Source organism: Uliginosibacterium sp. 31-16, assembly GCF_030730865.1.
Lineage (GTDB): Bacteria > Pseudomonadota > Gammaproteobacteria > Burkholderiales > Rhodocyclaceae > Uliginosibacterium.
In genome coordinates this window covers 128,813-147,916 of the sequence record NZ_JAVALZ010000004.1, presented here as the reverse complement: position 1 = coordinate 147,916, position 19,104 = coordinate 128,813, and the positions used below count along the sequence as shown (strand labels likewise).

18 protein-coding genes and 1 other RNA gene are annotated in these 19,104 nt (G+C 63.3%); 5 read left to right on the top strand and 14 right to left on the bottom strand.

All coding sequences use genetic code 11. From position 1 onward, the window contains the following. Positions 1–87: 87 nt before the first annotated feature. From Q9Q94_RS15695 to zwf, 7 genes are all read right to left on the bottom strand, one after another. Entirely contained in the window at positions 88–429 is a 342-nt protein-coding gene (locus Q9Q94_RS15695) for a hypothetical protein (RefSeq protein WP_305981066.1), read from the bottom strand. 37 nt (positions 430–466) lie between these two features. Beyond that, positions 467–778: a hypothetical protein gene (locus Q9Q94_RS15690; protein ID WP_305981065.1), complete on the bottom strand. Its 312-nt coding sequence runs from the start codon at positions 776–778 to the stop codon at positions 467–469. Between the two features lie 304 nt (positions 779–1,082). Continuing rightward, positions 1,083–2,177, bottom strand: a complete 1,095-nt coding sequence (locus Q9Q94_RS15685) for a DUF748 domain-containing protein (RefSeq protein ID WP_305981064.1) — start codon at positions 2,175–2,177, stop codon at positions 1,083–1,085. Further along, entirely contained in the window at positions 2,174–3,262 is a 1,089-nt protein-coding gene (locus tag Q9Q94_RS15680) for a hypothetical protein (protein ID WP_305981063.1), read from the bottom strand. The genes Q9Q94_RS15685 and Q9Q94_RS15680 overlap by 4 nt, the downstream gene beginning before the upstream one ends. 202 nt (positions 3,263–3,464) lie before the next feature. Further along, the gene (locus tag Q9Q94_RS15675; RefSeq protein ID WP_305981062.1) at positions 3,465–3,887 is read right to left on the bottom strand and encodes a DUF4395 family protein; all 423 of its coding nucleotides are present in this window, start codon (positions 3,885–3,887) and stop codon (positions 3,465–3,467) included. Between the two features lie 189 nt (positions 3,888–4,076). Next, positions 4,077–5,522 carry a cellulase family glycosylhydrolase gene (locus Q9Q94_RS15670; protein ID WP_305981061.1) on the bottom strand — a complete coding sequence of 482 codons (1,446 nt, stop codon included), beginning with the start codon at positions 5,520–5,522 and terminating at the stop codon, positions 4,077–4,079. A 383-nt stretch (positions 5,523–5,905) separates the two neighbouring features. Beyond that, positions 5,906–7,384: a glucose-6-phosphate dehydrogenase gene (zwf, locus tag Q9Q94_RS15665; RefSeq protein ID WP_305981060.1), complete on the bottom strand. Its 1,479-nt coding sequence runs from the start codon at positions 7,382–7,384 to the stop codon at positions 5,906–5,908. Positions 7,385–7,634: 250 nt separating this feature from the next. Between zwf and Q9Q94_RS15660 the strand changes: the two genes are divergently transcribed. Beyond that, the gene (locus tag Q9Q94_RS15660) at positions 7,635–8,579 is read left to right on the top strand and encodes an AEC family transporter (protein WP_305981059.1); all 945 of its coding nucleotides are present in this window, start codon (positions 7,635–7,637) and stop codon (positions 8,577–8,579) included. Positions 8,580–8,609: 30 nt separating this feature from the next. Then, positions 8,610–9,182 (top strand): 3'-5' exonuclease, encoded by a 573-nt coding sequence (locus tag Q9Q94_RS15655; protein ID WP_305981058.1) that lies wholly within the window; start codon positions 8,610–8,612, stop codon positions 9,180–9,182. Between the two features lie 35 nt (positions 9,183–9,217). On the opposite strand, the gene Q9Q94_RS15650 is transcribed toward Q9Q94_RS15655, so the two are convergent. From Q9Q94_RS15650 to Q9Q94_RS15625, 6 genes are all read right to left on the bottom strand, one after another. After that, positions 9,218–9,907, bottom strand: coding sequence for a DUF4197 domain-containing protein (locus Q9Q94_RS15650; protein WP_305981057.1), 690 nt, complete (start codon positions 9,905–9,907; stop codon positions 9,218–9,220). A 29-nt stretch (positions 9,908–9,936) separates the two neighbouring features. Next, positions 9,937–10,440 (bottom strand): GNAT family N-acetyltransferase, encoded by a 504-nt coding sequence (locus Q9Q94_RS15645; RefSeq protein WP_305981056.1) that lies wholly within the window; start codon positions 10,438–10,440, stop codon positions 9,937–9,939. Between the two features lie 3 nt (positions 10,441–10,443). Further along, a complete protein-coding gene (gene purT / locus Q9Q94_RS15640) occupies positions 10,444–11,640 on the bottom strand; it encodes a formate-dependent phosphoribosylglycinamide formyltransferase (RefSeq protein WP_305981055.1) in 1,197 nt (398 codons plus the stop codon). A 242-nt stretch (positions 11,641–11,882) separates the two neighbouring features. Next, positions 11,883–13,493, bottom strand: a complete 1,611-nt coding sequence (locus Q9Q94_RS15635; RefSeq protein WP_305981054.1) for a DEAD/DEAH box helicase — start codon at positions 13,491–13,493, stop codon at positions 11,883–11,885. Positions 13,494–13,844: 351 nt separating this feature from the next. Beyond that, positions 13,845–15,386, bottom strand: coding sequence for a methyl-accepting chemotaxis protein (locus Q9Q94_RS15630; RefSeq protein ID WP_305981053.1), 1,542 nt, complete (start codon positions 15,384–15,386; stop codon positions 13,845–13,847). Between the two features lie 28 nt (positions 15,387–15,414). After that, on the bottom strand, positions 15,415–16,308 hold the full coding sequence (locus tag Q9Q94_RS15625; protein WP_305981052.1) for a hypothetical protein: 894 nt from the start codon (positions 16,306–16,308) through the stop codon (positions 15,415–15,417). 245 nt (positions 16,309–16,553) lie between these two features. On the opposite strand from Q9Q94_RS15625, the gene ffs reads away from it, so the two are divergent. After that, an RNA gene (ffs, locus tag Q9Q94_RS15620) (signal recognition particle sRNA small type) lies at positions 16,554–16,651 on the top strand. Positions 16,652–16,707: 56 nt separating this feature from the next. Here ffs and Q9Q94_RS15615 read toward each other — a convergent pair. Continuing rightward, positions 16,708–16,908, bottom strand: coding sequence for a hypothetical protein (locus Q9Q94_RS15615; RefSeq protein ID WP_305981051.1), 201 nt, complete (start codon positions 16,906–16,908; stop codon positions 16,708–16,710). A 165-nt stretch (positions 16,909–17,073) separates the two neighbouring features. On the opposite strand from Q9Q94_RS15615, the gene dnaX reads away from it, so the two are divergent. Beyond that, positions 17,074–18,768, top strand: a complete 1,695-nt coding sequence (gene dnaX / locus Q9Q94_RS15610) for a DNA polymerase III subunit gamma/tau (protein ID WP_305981050.1) — start codon at positions 17,074–17,076, stop codon at positions 18,766–18,768. Continuing rightward, complete coding sequence (locus Q9Q94_RS15605; RefSeq protein WP_305981049.1) at positions 18,765–19,088, top strand: YbaB/EbfC family nucleoid-associated protein; 324 nt, start codon at positions 18,765–18,767, stop codon at positions 19,086–19,088. The genes dnaX and Q9Q94_RS15605 overlap by 4 nt, the downstream gene beginning before the upstream one ends. Positions 19,089–19,104 lie beyond the last annotated feature (16 nt).

The following is a 19,104-nucleotide window of genomic DNA, read 5'->3' as shown; positions in this document are numbered from 1 at the left end:
GTGCCAGCTGGCGATGTCCGTGGATGCGTGCTGTAGAGGCTTGTCAGGCGCGGCTTTGCAGGCAGGAGTTGCTTTACTGCCTGCGCCTTAGCGCCGTGCCGGAGCCCTTGCGGGGCTGGCCTTGCGGGAGCGGTTTGCGGAGGACAGCAGGGTGCCCATCACATGCTCCCGCTGCTCGACGCCAGCGGCGTTCAGCATGTGCATGGCGGCATCCGGCAGGGTGGTGCCGGCGCGGCGATCATGCCGCACCGGAACGACCCGCCAGCCTGACAGCAGCAGCCAGTCCCACAATTCCGGGCTGCAGGTCTGGGTGACCTTGATCTTGAAGCCGTTCCGGGTGATGGTGGTTCCCGTCGGCGGCACCGGGGTGATCGGGAGCGCCCGGCGCTTGGTCCGGATGCCGAGCAGTCGCCGGAAAAAATTCTTCATCGTCGCGTCCTGGTCTGTATCGGCTTGCGTCGGATTTTCAGGCGGCCTGCCTGCTGGCTTTTGCACTCAGCGCATCGAGTACGGCAGAGCGGCTTTCGATGCTGGCGGCTTTGAGGCGGGTGATCGTGTCGGCAGGCATCTCTTGGTAGCCGCGACGATCGTTGCGCACCGATGAAACGCGCCAGCCCATCAGCAGCAGCCAGTCCCACAGTTCGCCGTCACAGGGTTGATTCGTCTTGATCCGGTAATCCCCTTTCACGATGCTGGCGCCCGGCCTGGGGGCTGACGTGATCGGGAGTGGCTGGCGCTTGGTGCGGATACCCAACAGGGTTCTCAGGGAATTGATCATGGTTTGGCCTTCGCGTGACATCTCGGTGTGCTGCCTGAGATCAACTGTGCGACGGCTGTATTTCCGGAGCCCGCATGATCAACAGGAAGTGACGTTTTTGGGCAGTCTACCTGCACAATTCGTCACTTTCGCGTGTTGTCGGCGAGTGGTCGATTCTGGGGGTGCCGACGGCGCGACGACAGATCCGGCCCGATCAAGTTTGAGCCTTGCGTCCTGAAGCCCGTTCGTGCCGAACGGGCTTCAAACAAACTCTGGCCGGATCAATCAGGGCGGGGCATGCGTCGCGGCGCGCGCGTTCAGGCGCTCACTTGCCAAACCAGCCCTTGATCGTATCGCCCAGCCCGCTGCCGGATTTGTCGCTGCTGCCGGACGCGCTGCCGATGCCGATCAGTTTCAGCACGGCCAGGCCGCCCTGCGCATAGATGGTGTCGTTGAGCGAGAAGCGCGAATCGTCCAGATTGCCCTGCAGGGTGAAGTCCATATCCACCGGGCGGCGGGTGTCGGCATCCACGCCCTTGGCACGGGCAAACGCGGCTGCGGCTTCGCGGGCCAGGCCGGAGAGTCCGCCAAGTTCGAGCTGGTGCAGGCTCATGTGGCCCGGTGCCTTGAGCTGGCGCTTGACGACTTTCGAGTGCAGATCCAGCGCCAGGGTGCCGGACTTGATCTCGCCCGCCTTGCCCTTGAAAAGATAGGGTTCGACCAGTTTGAGCGGCACGCCGGCGAGCTTCAGCTTCAGGTTCGAATCCATGTTGGCGGGCACCAGATCGCCGTCCAGCGCCAGCGTGCCTTGCCTGGCGACGCGGGCCTGCATGCTCAGGCGGGCCTTGTCGCTCATGGCCGGCAGGAGCAGATCGTCCAGGCTGAGTTCGATCTGGTCCAGCGGAATGTGCAGAGGCTTGGCCGCGACGGTGGCGTCAAAGAAATCGATGCGGCTGTTGCTGAGCCTGAAGCGGCCGATGCGGATTTTCGGGCCGCTGGCTTCGGCGGCTGGCGCTTCATCCTTTTTTGTTTTGCGCTTGCCCGGCGCATCCAGCAGGGCGGGCAGGATCTTGATGCCGTCACGGGCGCGCAGCACGGTCAGCGCGGCGTCTTCAACCGTGATCGAGCTGACGATGATCGTGTCGGAAAGCAGGCTGCGCAGATCCGGCACGACGCTGACGCGTTCGGCACGCAGTTCGTCCGCGCCCGGCCAGCCGGCCCGGCTGGCCTTGATGCGCAGACCGTCGATCTCGATGTGGGCGAGGCTGACGCGGATTTCGCGCACTTCGCCGGTCTGGCCCAGCGCGGCGGTGATCTGCTGCTTGAGGAGGTGCAGCGCGGCGAAGTAGCCGGCGACCAGCACGACCGCCAGCAGGGGCAGGCCGATCAACAGGGTGAGGCGGAGTTTGCGGGATTTCATGGGTGCTCCTTGGTCGTGGCGAGGGCATTGAGCCACTGCGCAAAGCCGGGGTCGGAAATTTCGTACTGGCCGCGTTCGCGACGGGTGATCAGCTCGTCGCGCAACAGGCGTTCGGCGGCAGACTGTACGGCGGTCGTGCTCGGTGGCGGGCTGCCCAGGGTGATGCCGATGCGCGTGCGCGTGTCTTCGGCAAACAGCGGCGCACTGGCGAGTACGGCCTGCAGCACCAGGCGGTCGAGCAGCGGCAGGGCCTTGAGGATCTTGGCGTACTGCACCTCGTCGTGGATGTCGTGCACCTTCAGGGCGACGGCCTCGGCGAGCGTGAGCTCGGCGTTCAGTACCATCGCTTCGACCACGGCGCGCAGGCGGCCCGGCACATGGCCCATGGCTTCAAACTCTTCCCACAGCCGCCACTCGTCCAGCGGCCGGCCGGTGGAGCGCCGGTAGGCCTCGGCCAGATGCACGCAGAAGCCGCGCTCCAGCGTGGGCAATTCGATGTTGGTGCCGAAGTGGAAGAAGGGCGCGCGCGCTTCCGAGAACATGCGCCGCAGGCCCTCGCGCGACGAGCCGGTGAACAGTACCTTGAGCTGGTCCTTGTTGATGTCCAGTCCGGTGCGCAGGCCACCGAGCAGCTCTTCGTTGCGCGGCAGACGGGTGAGGATCTGGGCTTCGTCGAGCAGCAGGATGGTCTTGCCGGCGCTGGCCAGCGCCTGGACGATTTCGGTCAGCGAGTGCTGGGGGCTGGCGGGCTGGCTGGCGAATTCGGCCTTAACCCCCAGCAGTTCGGCCGAGACGCGGGCGGTCAGCGGCTTGAGCCAGCTCTTCATGCGCCCGGCCGCGAATTCGGCCAGCGACAGGCGGAAGACCTCGCCGGCCTCGTCGCCATCGGTCATGAAGGAGTGGTAGAAAACCCGCCAGCCGTGCTCCTCGGCGCGCGGCGCGATGTCCTTGAGGAGGAATTCGGTCTTGCCCATGCGGCGCGGCGCGAACATGGTCAGGGCGTGCGACAGGCCACTGTCGAAGGCCATCAGCACCGAGTCCGCCAGCGCGGTGCGCGGATAGTGCCAGTAATCCTGAGCGGCCATCGCCTCGCCTTTATGGTGAATTATGTGGGTTCATCATAATTACGCCAAAGAGCAAAAGCCAGCCTGAAGCGATGAACGCGGTATGCCCGCAGCACCGCATGGGGCGGACTTCTTCAGCATGCCTGCCGGGATGGCCGCAAAAACAAAGCCTCTCCGGGCGGTATGCCGGGAGAGGCTTGCTGGGGGCGGGTCTTCAAGGGGCCTAGTTCTGTCCGCGCAGCTGATACCACAGCGTGTAGGCCCAGCATGCGGCACAGAAGGACGCGGCGGCTTCGAGGAAGGAAAACACCAGCAGCACCGACACCGGCACAACCCACATGCCGCTGCCGGCCAGATACAGACCGGTGGCGACCGTGCTGGCAATGAACAGCAGCTTGTTGGCGAACATCTTGGCCCCTGCGTTTTCCTTCTTGCCGGCAGCGCCAAGCTTCTGCAGCAGCGCTGTGTACAGACGATGTGAAGGGCAGCGCGAGTGGCCGAAGAAACCGCGCACCAGCCCTTGCACCATCAGCACGGGCACCAGATACGGAAAGCCGAGCAGCGCGGCGGCACAGATCGCGAAAGTGGTGAGGCCGTCGAGACGGGCGGCGTTGGACCAGACCGGAGGGACATCGAAGCGCAGCATTGAAAACTCCTGAAATACTGTAGGGTGTGTGCAATATATAACCATATGGCGATATAGTCAATAAGGGCTTTTCAGCCCCTGTGGCAAAGAAAACGGGCCAAGCCCCGAAGGGCTGGCCCGTCTGTGCCGCACAGGAGTGAGGCGTGTCTCTGGCAGGAGCACTTGCCCGGCTTGCCGCCGGCCCAGGCTCTAGCGGTTGGCGCAGAACCCAATCGAAGTGTCGATGGCTTTTGCTGCCAGCGTCTTGTTCCACCCGTTGCCGCTGAGGCTGACCGTGCTGCCCGTCTGCGTATAGATTGCGTTCCACATCTGATTGACGCGGCCCGGAACCGTGATGCTGGCTGCCCAGACGACCGGGGCACTGGATGTGTTCTGAAGTTTCACGCTGGCGCAGTAGCCCGAACCCCAATCATTGTTGATGGTGAAGCTCGCCACAACGCCACTGCCACCGCCGGAACTGCTTGAGGACGAACTGCTTGAGCTGCTCGAGGAACTGCTCGAAGAACTGCTTGAGGAGCTACTCGACGAGCTGCTTGAGGAACTGCTGGACGACGAGCTACTGGACGATGAACTGCTCGATGATGAGCTGCCGCCGGCTGATGCGGCGCCCTTCATGATGGCCGTGACGACTTCCGGATAGGTCCAGGTCAGCGTGCTGCGGTTGAGCAGACCGAAGGCTTCAGCGCCAGGGTTGTAGGCGTTGTTGTCCCACACGATCACCGGAATCTTCACCTTCGCGGCTGCCTTGACGTAGTACTCGGCGTGTTTGATGCGCTCGGCGTAATTGTTCTTGTTGGTCGAGCCCCATTCGCCCATTACCACGGCCACGCCTTTGGCAACGAACATGGTGTTCAGGCGGGCGAACAGCTCATCAAGGATGGCGGTGTTGGTGAAGGACGTGGTGCCGCCAGCTTCCATCGAGAAATCGAAGGGCAGATAGGCGTGTACCGATAAGGCAACCATGCTGTCGGCAGGCATTTTTACCCGGTCGAGCTGCTGGTTGTACGCGCCGGCCACATAAGAAGGCAGCATGACCAGGCGGCTGGCGTTGTTGCCACCGGTGGCGCGGATGGTGCTCAGTGCTGCGGCGTTCAGGCGGTTTACGACGGTGGATAGCTCGTCGTTGCCCCACCAGTCATCGCCCGAGCGCGGCTCGTTCATGACTTCGAAAATCACGTGATTGTCGTAAGTCTTGAAGCGCGTGGCGATCTGTTGCCAGAGCGCAGTCAGGCGGGCCTTGGCGGCGGCTTCGTTGGCGTAGGTCGGCGCTTCCCAGCCATTGTTGTGATGCACATTCACGATCACATACATGCCATTGGCCAGACCGTAATTGACGACTTCTTCCACCCGGTTCATGCGGGCGCTGGCGATGGTGTAGCCGCTGCCGGAGGTGAAATCATCCCAGCTCACCGGCACACGCAGGGTCTTGAAGCCCGCGCTTTTGACCTTGTCGATCATCGCCTTGGTGGTGACCGGGTTGCCCCAGTTGGTTTCGCCGCCGGTGGCGTCGAGCGAGTTGCCCAGATTCCAGCCCGGCATCATCTTGCTGGTGATGTCGAAGGCAGTTGCGCCCCAGGCGGATGAGGAAAGCAGGACGCTGCCTGCCAGCAGCAAGCTGCGCAAGGTGTGGTGCATGGTGGTCTCCAGAGAACTTTCTTTTTGTTGTCCCGTCAGGTCTGACAGGGCTGCCGGGATTATCCGGATGTTCTTTTTGGATTGAAAACAGTAGTGGATCAACGGCCTTGCAGGCAGTCGTCTGCGGCAGCCGGACTGCAGAATGCAGGCGGAGGGACGCTTCTGTCGGTGCCGATCTGGCCGGAGCGGATTTCCGTCGGGGGAAAAATTTGCAGCGAGGTGTGTCTGGGAAGCCGCATCCGGCGGGCTTCTTCAGGCAGGTGTGCCGGAGAGGCCCGCTGGGTGAGGGTTTTTCAACATGTGGACTGGAAAGCCTTGCTGGTGGCGGGTCTTGCGGATGCCGTCGGGAGGGCTCCGGATTCAGCCCTCCCCGCCGCAGGCGCTTACTCGGCGTCTTCCAGCCAGGTGCGGCCGTCGCGCTCGATCAGGGCGACCGAGGCGGACGGCCCCCAGGTGCCGGCGGCGTAGTGGTGTACGCGCTGGGCGTTGTGGCTCCAGGCCGCGAGGATCGGGTCGACCCAGCGCCAGGCGGCGGCCACTTCGTCGTGGCGCATGAAGAGCGTCTGGTTGCCGCGGATCACGTCCATCAGCAGGCGCTCGTAGGCGTCCGGATTTGACACGCCGAAGGTCTCGGCGAAACTCATGTCCAGCGGGATGCTGCGCAGGCGCATGCCGCCGGGGCCGGGGTCCTTGATCATGACTTCGAGCGTCATGCCTTCGTCCGGCTGCAGGCGGATCACCAGCCGGTTCTGGCTGATGCGCCCTGCGGTGTGATCGAAGATCGAGTGCGAGATCGGGCGGAAATTCACCACGATTTCCGAGGTGCGGGCGGCCAGGCGCTTGCCTGTGCGCAGGAAGAAGGGCACGCCGGCCCAGCGCCAGTTGGCGATTTCGGCGCGGATCGCGACGAAGGTTTCGGTGTCGCTTTCTTCCTGACGGATGTCTTCGAGATAGCCCGGTGTCGGTTGCCCGGCCACCGAGCCGCTGCGGTACTGGCCGCGCACGGTGGTGTGCTCGGCATTGCGGTCATTGATGTGCTTGAGCGCCTTGAGCACCTTGAGTTTTTCGTCGCGCACAGAATCGGCTTCAAAGGCATCCGGCGGTTCCATCGCGGTCAGGCACAGCAACTGCAGGATGTGGTTCTGCACCATGTCGCGTACGGCACCCGAGGTGTCGTAATAGCCGCCACGCTCGCCTACGCCGAGGTCTTCGGCCACGGTGATCTGGATGTGGTCGATATGCGTGCTGTTCCACAGCGGCTCGAACATGCGGTTGGCAAAGCGCAGCGCCATCAGGTTCTGCACCGTTTCCTTGCCCAAGTAATGGTCGATGCGGAAGACCTGACTTTCCTCGAACACGCAGGCTACGGCGGCATTCACTTCGGCGGCGCTTTCGCCGTCCTTGCCCAGCGGTTTTTCCACCACCACCCGGCTTTGCGGGGTGACCAGACCGAATTGCTTGATGCGCTGGCTGATCGGCGCGAACAGATCGGGGGTGACCGCGAAGTAGAAGGCGCGTACATGCTCGGCGCCCGTGCTCAGCAGTGAGGCCAGCTCTGCCCAGCCGGCTTCGCCGGTGACATCGACCGAACAGAAATGGATGCGGGCGAGAAAGCGCGTCACCGCCTCGGCCTCCAGGTCTGCCGGTTTGACGTGATCACCGAGGGCCTTGCGGACAAAGGCCAGGTAACCCTCATCGCCCAGCGGCTTGCGCGACACGCCGATGATGCGTCCCTCATCCGGCAACTGGCCGGCACGGTCACGCTGGAACATGGCGGGCAGCAGCTTGCGCGCGGCCAGATCGCCAGTGCCGCCGAAGACGACAAGATCAAAGGGGCTTACCTGGATGGTGCGTGAGGACATTGCAATATCTCCTGACAGGGGGCGGGGTCTGTTGGGCAGCTGTCTGAGGCTCAGTTTAGCGCCGTTTTCTGCGTTGCAGCACACGACGGTGATGCTTTAGCCAAATTCGCAAACGGCGTTGAACGATGGACAGACCGGTCGTGGTGGTCTTCTCCGGAACCTCTTGCCGGAGCGCCTCCAGGTGGATTTCCAGGTGCAGTCCGAGGGGAGCGTAGAATGGCGGCTCTCCGTTTGACCCTCTGTCAGCATCATGCATCTTTTTCTTGACCGGCTTGCTGCCGCGTCCCCGCTGTTCGTGCTGATTTTCGCCGGTTATGCCATCGTCCGCTGGGGCGGCTGGTCCAAGGTGGTGGCGGATGCGCTGACGAAGTTTGTCTTCGGCCTGGCCCTGCCGGCCTTCCTGTTCTTCACCATGAGTGACTTCTCGAAGCTGCCGCCGGTGGATGCGCGCCTGCTGATCGCCTTCTTCGGCGGGGCAATGATCGTGTTCGGTCTCGGCCGCGTGGTCGCCGCCAGCGTGTTCCGGCTCGACGGGGTGTCCGGCTCGATCTTCGCGCTGGGCAGCATCTTTTCCAACAACGTGATGCTCGGCCTGCCACTGGCCAAGGCCACACTCGGTGATGCCGCAGTGCCCAGCGTGGCGCTGGTGCTGGTGTTCAATGCGCTGATCCTGTGGACGCTCGTCACCGTGTCCATCGAATGGGCGCGGCATGGTGAGTTGTCGGCCAGAGGATTTGCCAAGACGGCGCGCAGCGTGATCACCAACCCCATCGTTGCGGCGATTGTTTCCGGTACGCTGTATGGCCTGACCGGCTGGCCAGTGCCGCATCTCGTGGCTGAGCCGCTGGCCATGGTGGGCTCGGCCGCAACGCCGATGGCGCTGGTGGTGCTGGGCATGGGCCTGGCCGAGTACAGCGTGCGCGAAGGCATCGGACAGAGTCTCGCGGTATGCCTGATGAAGCTCATCGTGCTGCCGCTGGTCGTGTGGGGGCTGGCCTGGCTGCTGGGCTTGCCGACGATGGAGACGCAGGTCGTGGTGCTCCTTTCGTCGATGGCGATGGGCGTGAATGTCTATCTCATGTCGCGCCAGTTTGAAGCCTTCGAGGGGCCGACGGCCGCTGCAATGGTGCTCTCCACCGTGCTCGCGGCGGTGACCACGCCGGTGGTGCTGACGCTGATCGTGGCGGTGGGTTGATTGGCACAAAACAATGCGCAAGGTGTGTTCATGAACAAAAAGATGCTTGTAGTCGATATCGAGAGCATTCGCGCGGATGAGCGTCATGAGGCTGCTTCGTCACCGGAAATCATCGAAATCGGTGCTGCCTGGATCACGCTGGAAGGGCAGATTCTCGCCACCTTCCGCTCCTTCGTGCGGCCGCTTGAGCAGCCACGCCTGAGCGCCGCCACCCTTCGCGAAACCGGCATCAGCCAGGCCGAAGTGGATGCGGCGCCACTCTTTCCGACGGTTTCTGCCCAGCTGGGGGTTTTTGTAAACCGGCATGCTGCGTCCGCATCGCACTGGGTCACCTGGGGGATGACCGGGCCGCGCCGCTTGGCGCAGGAGTGTTTGCGTCACAAGGTTGGCACGCCGCTCGGGTTGCCGCATCTGAATGCCAAGCAAAGATTCGCCAGGTCGCAGCAGCTGGCGCAGGAAGTCGGCCTGCGCCAAGCCTGCGCACTCGCCCGACTTGGCGAAGTGCCCGGCGCCCATCACCGTGCGCTCAATGATGCGGTGGCGATATCGTGGTTGCTGCCCTGGGTGTTCGGGGCGCGGCAACTGGCGGCGGCGAAGAGCTAGTTATCCAGTTCGCTCTCTGCTGGCGATCTGTTAGCTCAATTTCCCAGCGCCCCGAAAATCTTTTTCGCCAGTGAGCCGGCCGCCTGTGCCGGGTTCTGGCGGATCTCGCGTTCCTGTTCGGCAATCATCAGATAGAGACCATCCAGCGCGCGCTTGGTCACGTATTGCTCCACGCTGGCATCCTCCGCCTTGAGCAGGCCGAAGCCGGCAGCCTTGCCGGCGATCTGGTTGTATTGCTGGGCAACGGCCAGGCGGCCGGTGACCTTGCTGACAATCGGCAGGAAGCGCGTGGAGAGTTGCGCGCTGGTTTTTTCACGGAAATATTGCGTGGCGGCATCTTCGCCGCCGGTCAGCACGTTCTTCACGTCCTGCACGCTCATCTGTTTCACCGCGGCGACCAGCAGCGCGCGGGCTTCCGGCACGGCCTGTTCGGCGGCGCGGTTCATGTTGGTCTTGAGTTCATCGATGGCCTTGCCCTGGCCCATCATGCGCAGCGCGGATTCGGCTTGCTGCAGCCTGCCCGGCAGCTCGATGCGCACCTTGGGGTTGCCGAGGAAGCCGTCCTCCTTGCCAAGCATCTTCACGGCCTGCTCGGCGCCTTGCGAAAGTGCTTCGCGCATGCCTCCCGCGGCATCCTTGTCGGAGAACGAGTCCAGCAGCCCTGCCTGGGCAAGGGTGGCTGAAAAGGCAAGCAGGGCGCTGCAGAGAAGGCGGGGGAGTGTCATGCTGTGCTCCTTTCGGGGGCGAAGGGTGATCAGCCGCAGAGGGCAAAGGCCGGGTGAAAGCTTACGCTGCCCTGCGGACAGGGATCGGTGACCGTATGGGCCATGAAGTATTCGGCGGGGACCTGATCGAGGAACAGGCCCGCACGCGGGCGGAAACCGAAGCGCGCATAGTACGCCGGGTCGCCGAGCACCACACAGCCCTGGGCGCCGAGCGTATCGAGCTGACCCAGCCCGGCGGCGATCAGTTTCTTGCCGACGCCCTGGCGCTGGTGTGACGGGCTGACGGCCAGCGGGGCGAGGCCGAACCAGCCGCAGTCACGGCCATTGATCTGCACGGCAGAAAACGCGATGTGGCCGATGATTTCGCCAGCCTGTTCGGCGACCAGCGAGGCACTCAAGGCGCCAGCTGTGCGCAGCGCGTCGACGAGCTGATGCTCGGTCTGATTGCTGTGTGTCTGGCCGGCGAAGGCCCTTTCGATGATCCGGCGGATGGCGTCGACATCCTCCGCGCGTTCCGGCCGGATCCGCAGCATGGCTCAGGCCTCGCAGGGCTTGACCTTGTTGGCGCAGGCGGTGGCGCGCGCCCGCGCGGTTTCCACGTCATCGGCGCTGGCGACCGCCACGCCCATCCGGCGGCGTTCGAAGGATTCCGGTTTGCCGAACAGGCGCAGGTCGGATTCGGGGACCTGCAGGGCCTCGTCGATGTCTTCGAAGACGATGCCGCTGGCGTTCATGTTGCCGTAAATCACCGCACTCGCGGCCGGACGGCGCAGACCGGTGTCGACCGGCAGACCGAGGATGGCGCGGGCGTGCAGGTCGAATTCCGAGAAGCGTTGCGAGGCGATCGTCACGAGTCCTGTGTCATGCGGGCGCGGGCTGACTTCGGAGAACCAGACCTGCTCGCCTTTGACGAACAGCTCCACGCCGAACAGGCCGCGGCCACCGAGCGCAGTAGTGACCTTGTCGGCGATTTCGCGCGAGCGGGCGAGGGCTAGCGGCGCCATGGCTTGCGGCTGCCAGCTCTCCACATAGTCGCCGCGCACCTGCACGTGGCCGACTGGCGCACAGAAGCTGGTAACGATCTCGCCTGCCGTGTTGTTGGCGCGTACGGTGAGGAGCGTGATTTCATAGTCGAAGTCGATGAAGCCTTCGACGATGATGCGGTTCTGTTTCACGCGGCCGCCGGTGGCCGCGTAGTTCCACGCGGCGCTGATGTCCGCTTCGCTGCGGATGACTGACTGGCCCTTGCCGGAGGACGACATCACCGGTTTGATCACGCAGGGATAGCCGATCTGGCCGATGGCGGTGCGCAATTCCTCCTCGCTGTCGGCAAAGGCATAGGGTGAAGTCGGCAGCCCCAGCTCTTCAGCTGCCAGGCGGCGGATGCCTTCACGGTGCATGGTCAGCTGGGTGGCGCGCGCGGTGGGTACCACGATGGCCAGACCATCGGCTTCGATGCGCGCCAGCTCGTCGGTGGCGATGGCTTCGATCTCCGGCACGATGAAGTGCGGGCGCTCCAGTTCCACCAGAGCACGCAGGGCTTGCGCATCCGTCATGTCGATGCTGTGCCAGCGATGTGCCACTTGATGCCCTGGTGCGTGCGGGTAGCGGTCCACCGCAATCACCTCGCAGCCGAAGCGCTGCAAGGCGATGATCACTTCCTTGCCGAGTTCGCCTGAGCCCAGCAGCATGACGCGGGTGGCGGAGGGGGAGAGCGGGGTTCCGATGTGCATGGCGGCGGGCAGGGGAAGGAAAGGGCGCCATTTTACCGCCGCAGCGCTCTGGACGCTCTGATCTGCCGCAGAGGGCAGGTGGCCGGAGAGCCGCGTGTGGTGGCTCTGTGCAGGCAAGGGGGCTTGAGAGCAAGGCAGGAAGCGGCACTTCGGGAGGGTATGGGTGAGGCTGTTTCTACGCGGCTGAAACGCAGCAAGGGCCTCCGGAGAGGCCCTTGCTGGTACGGCGGAGCGGCTGGCGATCAGAAATCGTAGCGGTTACGGCTGGACGTGCTGCGGCCTTCGCTGCTGCGACGCTCGTCCTGACGCGGCGCTGCGTCACGCGAGAAGGTGCGCGGCTGGCTGTCGCGGTCGGCAAAGCTGCGCGGGCGGTCGCCCATCTTGCGCTCGGCATTCGAGCGCGGACGATCGCTGAAACTGCGGGGGCGATCCTCGAATGAACGCGGACGCTCGTTGAAGCTCGGGCGGTCGTCAAAACGCGGACGTTCCTCGGCGCTGCGCGGGGCGGCGCCTTCCGTGCGTGGACGGTCGCTGAAGCTGCGCGGGCGATCTTCAAAAGAACGCGGGCGATCACCCTGCGGACGATCACCGAAGGAACGGGGGCGATCGCCAAAGCTGCGCGGCTTGTCACCGAAAGAACGCGGGCGGTCGCCACCACCACGGTTTGGCCGGTCACCGAAGCCGCCACGGCTGTTGGAACGCTGTTCGGGTTTGAAGCGCGGCTCCAGCCCTTCGATCACCGAGGCCGGAATCTGCTGGGTGGTGAAACGCTCGATGGCGCGCACCTTGAAGCGCTCGGCCGGCACCGCGAGGGTGATGGCCACGCCACTGCGGCCGGCGCGACCGGTACGGCCGATGCGGTGCACATAATCTTCCGGCTTCATCGGCATGCCGTAGTTGATCACGTGGCTGATCGCTGGCACGTCGATGCCGCGTGCGGCCACGTCGGTGGCGATCAGTACCTTGATGTCGCCGCGGCGCAGGCCGGTGAGGGTGCGGTTGCGCTTGGCCTGCGGCATGTCTCCATGCAGGGAGGCTGCGGCAAAGCCTTTGTCTGCCAGGGTTTCAGTCAGCCAGTCGGCGTCGCGCTTGGTGGCGGTGAATACGATGGCCTGCGTCATGTCCGGCTGGGCCAGCAGGTGGTCAAGAATGCGGTTCTTGTGACCGGCATCGTCGGCCCAGTGCACGCGCTGTTCGATGTCGGCATGCTTGTCGGTGGAGTTGGCCAGTTCGATGCGCTGCGGCTTGTTGAGCATGCTGGCGGCAAGGCGACCGACTTCACCGCCGAAGGTGGCGGAGAACATCACGGTCTGGCGGCCAGCGGGCAGGGCGGCGACGATCTGTTCGATGTCTTCCATGAAGCCCATGTCGAGCATGCGGTCAGCTTCGTCGAGGACCAGCATTTCCATGCGCGAGAAATCGATGCGGCCGCTCTTGATGTAATCAAGCAGGCGACCCGGGGTGGCGACCAGCACATCCACCGGCTGGCGCAGCAGCTTGAGCTGGGCCGGGTAGGGCATGCCGCCGACGACGGTGACGACCGACAGGCGCTGCAGCGAGCGGCCGTAGGTGACGCCAGCCTTGGCGACCTGCTGGGCGAGTTCGCGGGTGGGGCACAGCACCATGATGCGCGGGCCGATGCTCTTGGCGGCCGGGGCCTTGGTCAGGCGCTCCAGTGCGGGCAGCATGAAGGCGGCAGTCTTGCCGCTGCCGGTGGCGGCAGAGACCATCATGTCGGCGCCAGTCAGCGCGACGGGAATGGCTTCAGCCTGAACGGAAGTGGGAGTGGTGTAGCCGGCGCGGGTTACTGCGGCGACGAGAGCCTCGTTGAGGCCAAGTGAAGCAAACGACATTTCAATCCAATCGAAAAAGCGCAAAGCGTCTGCCTCCGCATGGCGGGGCAGGAAGTTGGCGCAAAACGGCGCAGCCAATCAGTGCTGCGCAAACAACATCGGCGCCAACCGGTACGACAAACGCGCTGGATTTTCCGAAGAATGCGGAAATGCGTGAGAAGGGGGGTCAGGGACGATGAAACGGGGTACTGCGGGGTAAAAACCTTTTGCAGCGCACAAACAACGCTGCAAGGGCGCGCACTCTACAGCATCAAGGCTTTGATTGCACGTGGTTTTTGTAAAAATTGATTTGCCGGGGGGGGGGCAATAAAGAAACAGGCCGCCTGCTGGCGGCCTGATGGAAACGAAGTTTCAGACGGTGAAGCGGCGTACCGTGGCATCCAGTCTTGAGGCGATCTCTGACAGACGCACGGAAAGCCGGTTGGTGGTCTCCGCCACTTCCTGATTCTCTTCGCTGCTGTGGGCGATGCGTTCGATATGGCGGGCGATGTCCTGGCTGGCACTGCTCTGCTCGGAAACCGAGGACGAAATCGAAGAAATATGGCCGACAGTTTCGGTCGACTGTTCTTCGATAGTTTGCAGGGCTTCCGCTACGTCGCTGGTGCTCCTGACTCCGGCCTCTACCTTGCGATTGGCGTCGTTGATCCCGACCACCGCATCTGACGTGTCGCGCTGCACGGCTTCGATCTTGGTGTTGATTTCCTGGGTGGCCACGGTGGTCCGTTCGGCCAGTTTGCGTACTTCGTCTGCAACCACGGCGAAGCCGCGCCCCTGCTCGCCGGCGCGGGCCGCTTCGATGGCGGCATTTAGGGCTAGCAGGTTGGTTTGATCGGCGATTTCCTTGATCACATTGACGATGCTGCCGATTTCGTCGGAGCGCTTGGCCAGCACACTGACAGTTTCGCTGACCTGGGTGATGGTCTGGGCAATCTGGCGGATCTCGCCAGCGGCCTGGCGGGCCGTCTGGGCGCCGCCACTGGCGGTGCTGGCGGCGCTGCGGGTTTCGCTTTCGACGTTATGGGTGTTCTCGGCGATGTGACTGACGCTGACGGACATTTCCTCAATAGCGGCGGCGGTGGATTGCACGGCTTCGGATTGATGGCGGGAGGTGGCGCTGACCTTGTCTGCCGCAGCTGTCAGCTCGCGGGAGGCCGAGATCTGCTCGGCCACGCTCTCGCCGACTTCGCGGATCACGCCCTGGATACGCCCGACAAAAACGTTGAACCAGTGGGCGACCTCGGAAAATTCGTTGCTGGATGAGGTGTCCAGGCGATGGGTCAGATTGGCCTCGCCCTCGGCGATGTTCCGAAGCGCATCTCGAATGCCATGCAGCGGGGCAATCACGATCAGGCGCAGTGCCAGAGACAGCGTAACGATCAGGGCGATGTCGAGGATCACGATCTCCAGCAGGACCGAGCCGAGGGTTCCGCGCAATGCCGTATCAACACCCGCACGCGAATACTGCAGGGTGATGTTGCCGATGGTCTGGGATTTGTCTCCCTCCTTGTAGATCACCTCGGCATCCTTGCTGAGCATGTCGCCAGTGGCCGCAGGCGTCTCTTTCAGTTCGTCCGGCTTGCCTTCCTTGTCGCGACCGATGATCAGCGTCCAGTTCTTGGGCGTTTTCAGACTCACGCTCTGGATGAATTCGGCATCCAGTTCTGCCTTGAGGGTTGCCGCCATGACGGGTTGGTCGAAATTCCACAGCGGCATCGACAGGTTTGTCTGGATCCGGGCAACTGCATTGCTGGCATCCTCTTCCAGGGCGCTCTCCAGCGAGTGTTTGGTGGAGAGATAGCTGATGCTGCCGGAGATGGCCAGCAGGGTGGTGATGATCACCACGAACAGGAGGATCAGTCGAGTGCTGATGCTGTTGAGATTGAGTTTTGGCATGTCGGTTCTCCGTCAGGGGCGGATCTGATCAGGGCTTGGAGGATGGCTTGGTGGTCGGCGCATCGACCGAGAACCACAGACTCTTGTCATCCAGCGGGGTGTCCGGTGAGAGCAGTTTGTTGTCTACGCGGAAAATCTTGCGCTCACGCAGCTGGGTGGATTCGATGGCCGGGCCAAAGAAGTCGTTGAACGCCTTGTCGAAGCTGCCGTCCTTGATCATCAGGCGTAGCCCCCTTTCTATGCGGGCCGCGAGTGCCGGGCCATCCCCTTTCCGGCTGACCATGAAAATGCGTGGATACGGGTAGAACACGGCCAGACTGGGTTCGATGACCAGATCATCCAGCCCCTGTTTCTTTGCGTCCTCCAGATTGCCTGTTGCTTCCCAGGTTGCGCGCGCGAACATGTCGAAACGGTCTTCGTTGAGCATGCGCAGCAGGCCGGCGGCGTAATAGCCTTTGGTAACCTTGAATCCCGCGCCTTCCAGAATCTTGGTGTCCGGCCAGCGCGAGCCTTGCCCGACGCGCAACAGCTTGAGCTCATCCACGCTCTGGATCGCGGCGAATTTCGGCAGATCCTGCTTGCGCACAAGCATGATGCGATAGCCCAGCAAGCCCTTGTCGAGTGGGATGCGGATAGGCAGAAGCCGCTTTTCTTCCTCGATGTTGGAGCCGCGCGTCATGATGGAAATCGTTCCGGTGTTGTCGGCGATTTCGTCGATCATGCGGGCGGTAGGCAGAGCGGTGTCGGTTGGCTTGATGGAATAAGCGCCTTCACTCTTGGTGTGCTCCAGCGCGTCTTGCAGCAGCGCAATGAAGTTTTTGGGCTCGTTCTTGTTGTAGATGACCGTCACGTCGGCGGCGTGGGTCTGCAGGCTCACTGCCAGGAGGACGGCTGCCAGCAGCAGGGGCAATCGTTTGATCATGTCCAGACCTCGTCTCTGTTTTTGGAATTGCGCTCGTCTGAAGCGGGCGCTTGATGTCTGGTGTTATCGACGGGCTGGCGAGGAACTTGAACAGACCTGCCCGCTCGGCCCGGGCAGGCGTACAGAAGCATGTTGGAACGGGAGGGGCTCCGGCCCCTTGATTCGCTGTGGGCCTGCACCTGATTCGTAGCGAGCACTTCGACGCAACGGCGAACTGAGCGGCAAACTGGGTTACAATGCCGCGCGGCGGGTCTCCCCGCATTGCAGCGTGGGAATCTGGTCAGGTCCGGAAGGAAGCAGCCATAACCACTCACTGTAAGTGCCGGGGGTCAGGCTCGCCGCCTCGAATATAAAACGGGCTGTGTCTGGCGACACAGCCCGTTTTGCTTGGTGGGCCTCTCAGGCTTCGATCAGGCGTGCCGGTGGCGTGGACTTGGGGAATTCCATGCGTTGATAGTGTTCATCGGGCGTAGCACCGGCAGGAGCTTCGGGGCTGATCAGCTGATTGAGCAGCAGCATGCCGCCTATCGCAATGATCAGTGCGCCAAGCAGGCGCAGGATCTTGTGAGGCTCTTTCTTGCTGGGGGAGGGGGTTTTCATGATCGCCTGCCTTGTCTGAAGGTCTGACTGCAGTCTGGCCGGCCCCCGGAATGGCGTCCAATTGATTGCCTGAACAGGCATGATAGGCCGTGCCAATCATGCCGTTTGCCGGCCGCGCAGAAATACCCGCGGGAGGTGGGCGCCCTGCTGCTAAAATTGCCGCCCATGAGCTATCAGGTCCTTGCCCGCAAGTGGCGCCCCAAGAGTTTCGAGACCCTCGTCGGCCAGGAGCACGTGGTGCGTGCGCTGACGCACGCCTTGACCACCGGGCGCCTGCACCACGCCTATCTGTTCACCGGCACGCGCGGCGTGGGCAAGACCACCATCTCGCGCATCCTCGCCAAGAGCCTGAACTGCGAGACCGGCATCACCGCCACGCCTTGCGGCGTGTGCGCAGCCTGTACCGAGATCGATAGCGGGCGCTTCGTCGATTACGTCGAGATGGACGCGGCCTCCAATCGCGGCGTTGATGACATGGCTTCGCTGCTGGAAAAAGCGGCCTACGCGCCGTCGCGCGGGCGCTACAAGGTCTACATGATCGACGAAGTGCACATGCTCACCGGGCACGCCTTCAACGCGATGCTGAAGACGCTCGAAGAGCCGCCCGAGCACATGAAATTCATCCTCGCGACGACTGACCCGCAGAAGATTCCGGTCACGGTGCTGTCGCGCTGCCTGCAGTTCAACCTCAAGCAGATGCCGCAGACGCACATCGTCGAGCATCTGTCGAACATCCTCGGCCAGGAAGGCGTGAGCTTCGAGCCGGGCGCGCTGCGTCACATTGCCAAGGGCGCGAACGGCTCGATGCGCGATGCGCTGTCGCTGCTTGATCAGGCCATCGCGCATGGCGCGGGCAAGGTTGAGGAAGAGGGCGTGCGTGACATGCTCGGCACGGTTGGCGAGGATCATCTTTTCGAGCTGCTCGATGCACTGCAGGCGCAAGACATCGGTGCGCTGATCGCCGTGGCGGATGCCATGGAAGCGCGCAGTCTCTCCTTTGAATCCGCCTTGCAGGAATTTGCGACGCTGCTGCATCGGGTAGCCCTGATGCAGTTCGCCCCGCAGGCGATTGCCGACAATTTCGAGCGCGAGCGCCTGGCGCCGTATGCTGCCGCCTTTGGCGCGGAATTCCTGCAGCTGGCTTACCAGATTGCCATTCATGGCCGCGATGAGCTGGCCCTGGCGCCGGACGAATACACCGGCTTCACCATGAATCTGCTGCGCCTGCATGCCTTCCGGCCGGAGGCGCCGGGCGCCGGGGTGGCCACAACTTCGCCGCGAGTGCCTGTGGCGGCGCCTGCCGCTGTGGTGCGACCTGCTGCGACAGCCGCTCCCGCTGTGGTTCTTCAGACCCCCCCTGTGGAGAAGCCCGCTGCGCCTGTTTCATCCGCCTGTGTGCCTGAAGATCCGCCCCCGGCGCGGGTCTTGAATGAGCCTTCGGTCGCGGTGCCCGCCGCAGCGCTGGCGGCAGACATGGACTGGCATGCGATGATCGTGGCCGCGGGGCTGGGCGGCATGACGCGTGAGCTGGCCCAGAACTGCGAATTGCTGGATCTGCAGGGCAATGTGCTCAAGCTGCGCCTGCCGCCTTCGCACAAGCATCTGGTGATGATGGCGTCGAATGTCAGCAAGCTGCAGGACGCGCTGTCCGCGCATTTCGATCAGCCGGTGCGCGTGAATATCGATATCGGCGAGGTCGCCAGCCAGACCCCCGCCCAGCGCAATGAAGAAGTGCGCCAGAATCGTCATGCCGAGGCGGTTGCCTCGCTTGAATCAGACCCCTTTGTGCAGGAGCTCATCGAGCGTTGCGATGCGACGCTGGTGGAGTCCTCAGTAAAACCTTTAGGAGACTCGCAATGATGAAAGGCGGCCTTGCTGGCCTGATGAAACAGGCCCAGCAGATGCAGGACAACATGAAAAAGGCACAGGACGCACTGGCCCTCGTGGACGTGGAAGGCACGGCGGGTGCCGGTGCGGTGAAGGTGACGATGAGCTGTGCGCACAAGGTCAAGCGCGTGGCCATCAACGAAGCCGTCATGGACGACAAGGACATGCTCGAGGACCTGATTGTCACCGCCCTGAATGATGCCATGGTCAAGGCCGAAGCCACGAGCTCGGAGAAAATGGCGGGATTCACCTCCGGCATGGGTCTGCCGCCCGGCATGAAGTTGCCGTTCTGATGAATGCAGGGAGTGA

Bases quoted from the DNA above. Each gene is read 5' to 3' on its own strand.
- Q9Q94_RS15685 (WP_305981064.1), bottom strand. From the start codon at position 2,177: ATGAAATCCCGCAAACTCCGCCTCACCCTGTTGATCGGCCTGCCCCTG.
- Q9Q94_RS15650 (WP_305981057.1), bottom strand. From the start codon at position 9,907: ATGACACTCCCCCGCCTTCTCTGCAGCGCCCTGCTTGCCTTTTCAGCC.
- Q9Q94_RS15680 (WP_305981063.1), bottom strand. From the start codon at position 3,262: ATGGCCGCTCAGGATTACTGGCACTATCCGCGCACCGCGCTGGCGGAC.
- Q9Q94_RS15695 (WP_305981066.1), bottom strand. From the start codon at position 429: ATGAAGAATTTTTTCCGGCGACTGCTCGGCATCCGGACCAAGCGCCGG.
- Q9Q94_RS15655 (WP_305981058.1), top strand. From the start codon at position 8,610: ATGAACAAAAAGATGCTTGTAGTCGATATCGAGAGCATTCGCGCGGAT.
- Q9Q94_RS15690 (WP_305981065.1), bottom strand. From the start codon at position 778: ATGATCAATTCCCTGAGAACCCTGTTGGGTATCCGCACCAAGCGCCAG.
- Q9Q94_RS15630 (WP_305981053.1), bottom strand. From the start codon at position 15,386: ATGCCAAAACTCAATCTCAACAGCATCAGCACTCGACTGATCCTCCTG.
- Q9Q94_RS15660 (WP_305981059.1), top strand. From the start codon at position 7,635: ATGCATCTTTTTCTTGACCGGCTTGCTGCCGCGTCCCCGCTGTTCGTG.
- purT (WP_305981055.1), bottom strand. From the start codon at position 11,640: ATGCACATCGGAACCCCGCTCTCCCCCTCCGCCACCCGCGTCATGCTG.
- Q9Q94_RS15625 (WP_305981052.1), bottom strand. From the start codon at position 16,308: ATGATCAAACGATTGCCCCTGCTGCTGGCAGCCGTCCTCCTGGCAGTG.
- dnaX (WP_305981050.1), top strand. From the start codon at position 17,074: ATGAGCTATCAGGTCCTTGCCCGCAAGTGGCGCCCCAAGAGTTTCGAG.
- Q9Q94_RS15615 (WP_305981051.1), bottom strand. From the start codon at position 16,908: ATGAAAACCCCCTCCCCCAGCAAGAAAGAGCCTCACAAGATCCTGCGC.
- Q9Q94_RS15605 (WP_305981049.1), top strand. From the start codon at position 18,765: ATGATGAAAGGCGGCCTTGCTGGCCTGATGAAACAGGCCCAGCAGATG.
- Q9Q94_RS15675 (WP_305981062.1), bottom strand. From the start codon at position 3,887: ATGCTGCGCTTCGATGTCCCTCCGGTCTGGTCCAACGCCGCCCGTCTC.
- Q9Q94_RS15670 (WP_305981061.1), bottom strand. From the start codon at position 5,522: ATGCACCACACCTTGCGCAGCTTGCTGCTGGCAGGCAGCGTCCTGCTT.
- Q9Q94_RS15635 (WP_305981054.1), bottom strand. From the start codon at position 13,493: ATGTCGTTTGCTTCACTTGGCCTCAACGAGGCTCTCGTCGCCGCAGTA.
- zwf (WP_305981060.1), bottom strand. From the start codon at position 7,384: ATGTCCTCACGCACCATCCAGGTAAGCCCCTTTGATCTTGTCGTCTTC.
- Q9Q94_RS15645 (WP_305981056.1), bottom strand. From the start codon at position 10,440: ATGCTGCGGATCCGGCCGGAACGCGCGGAGGATGTCGACGCCATCCGC.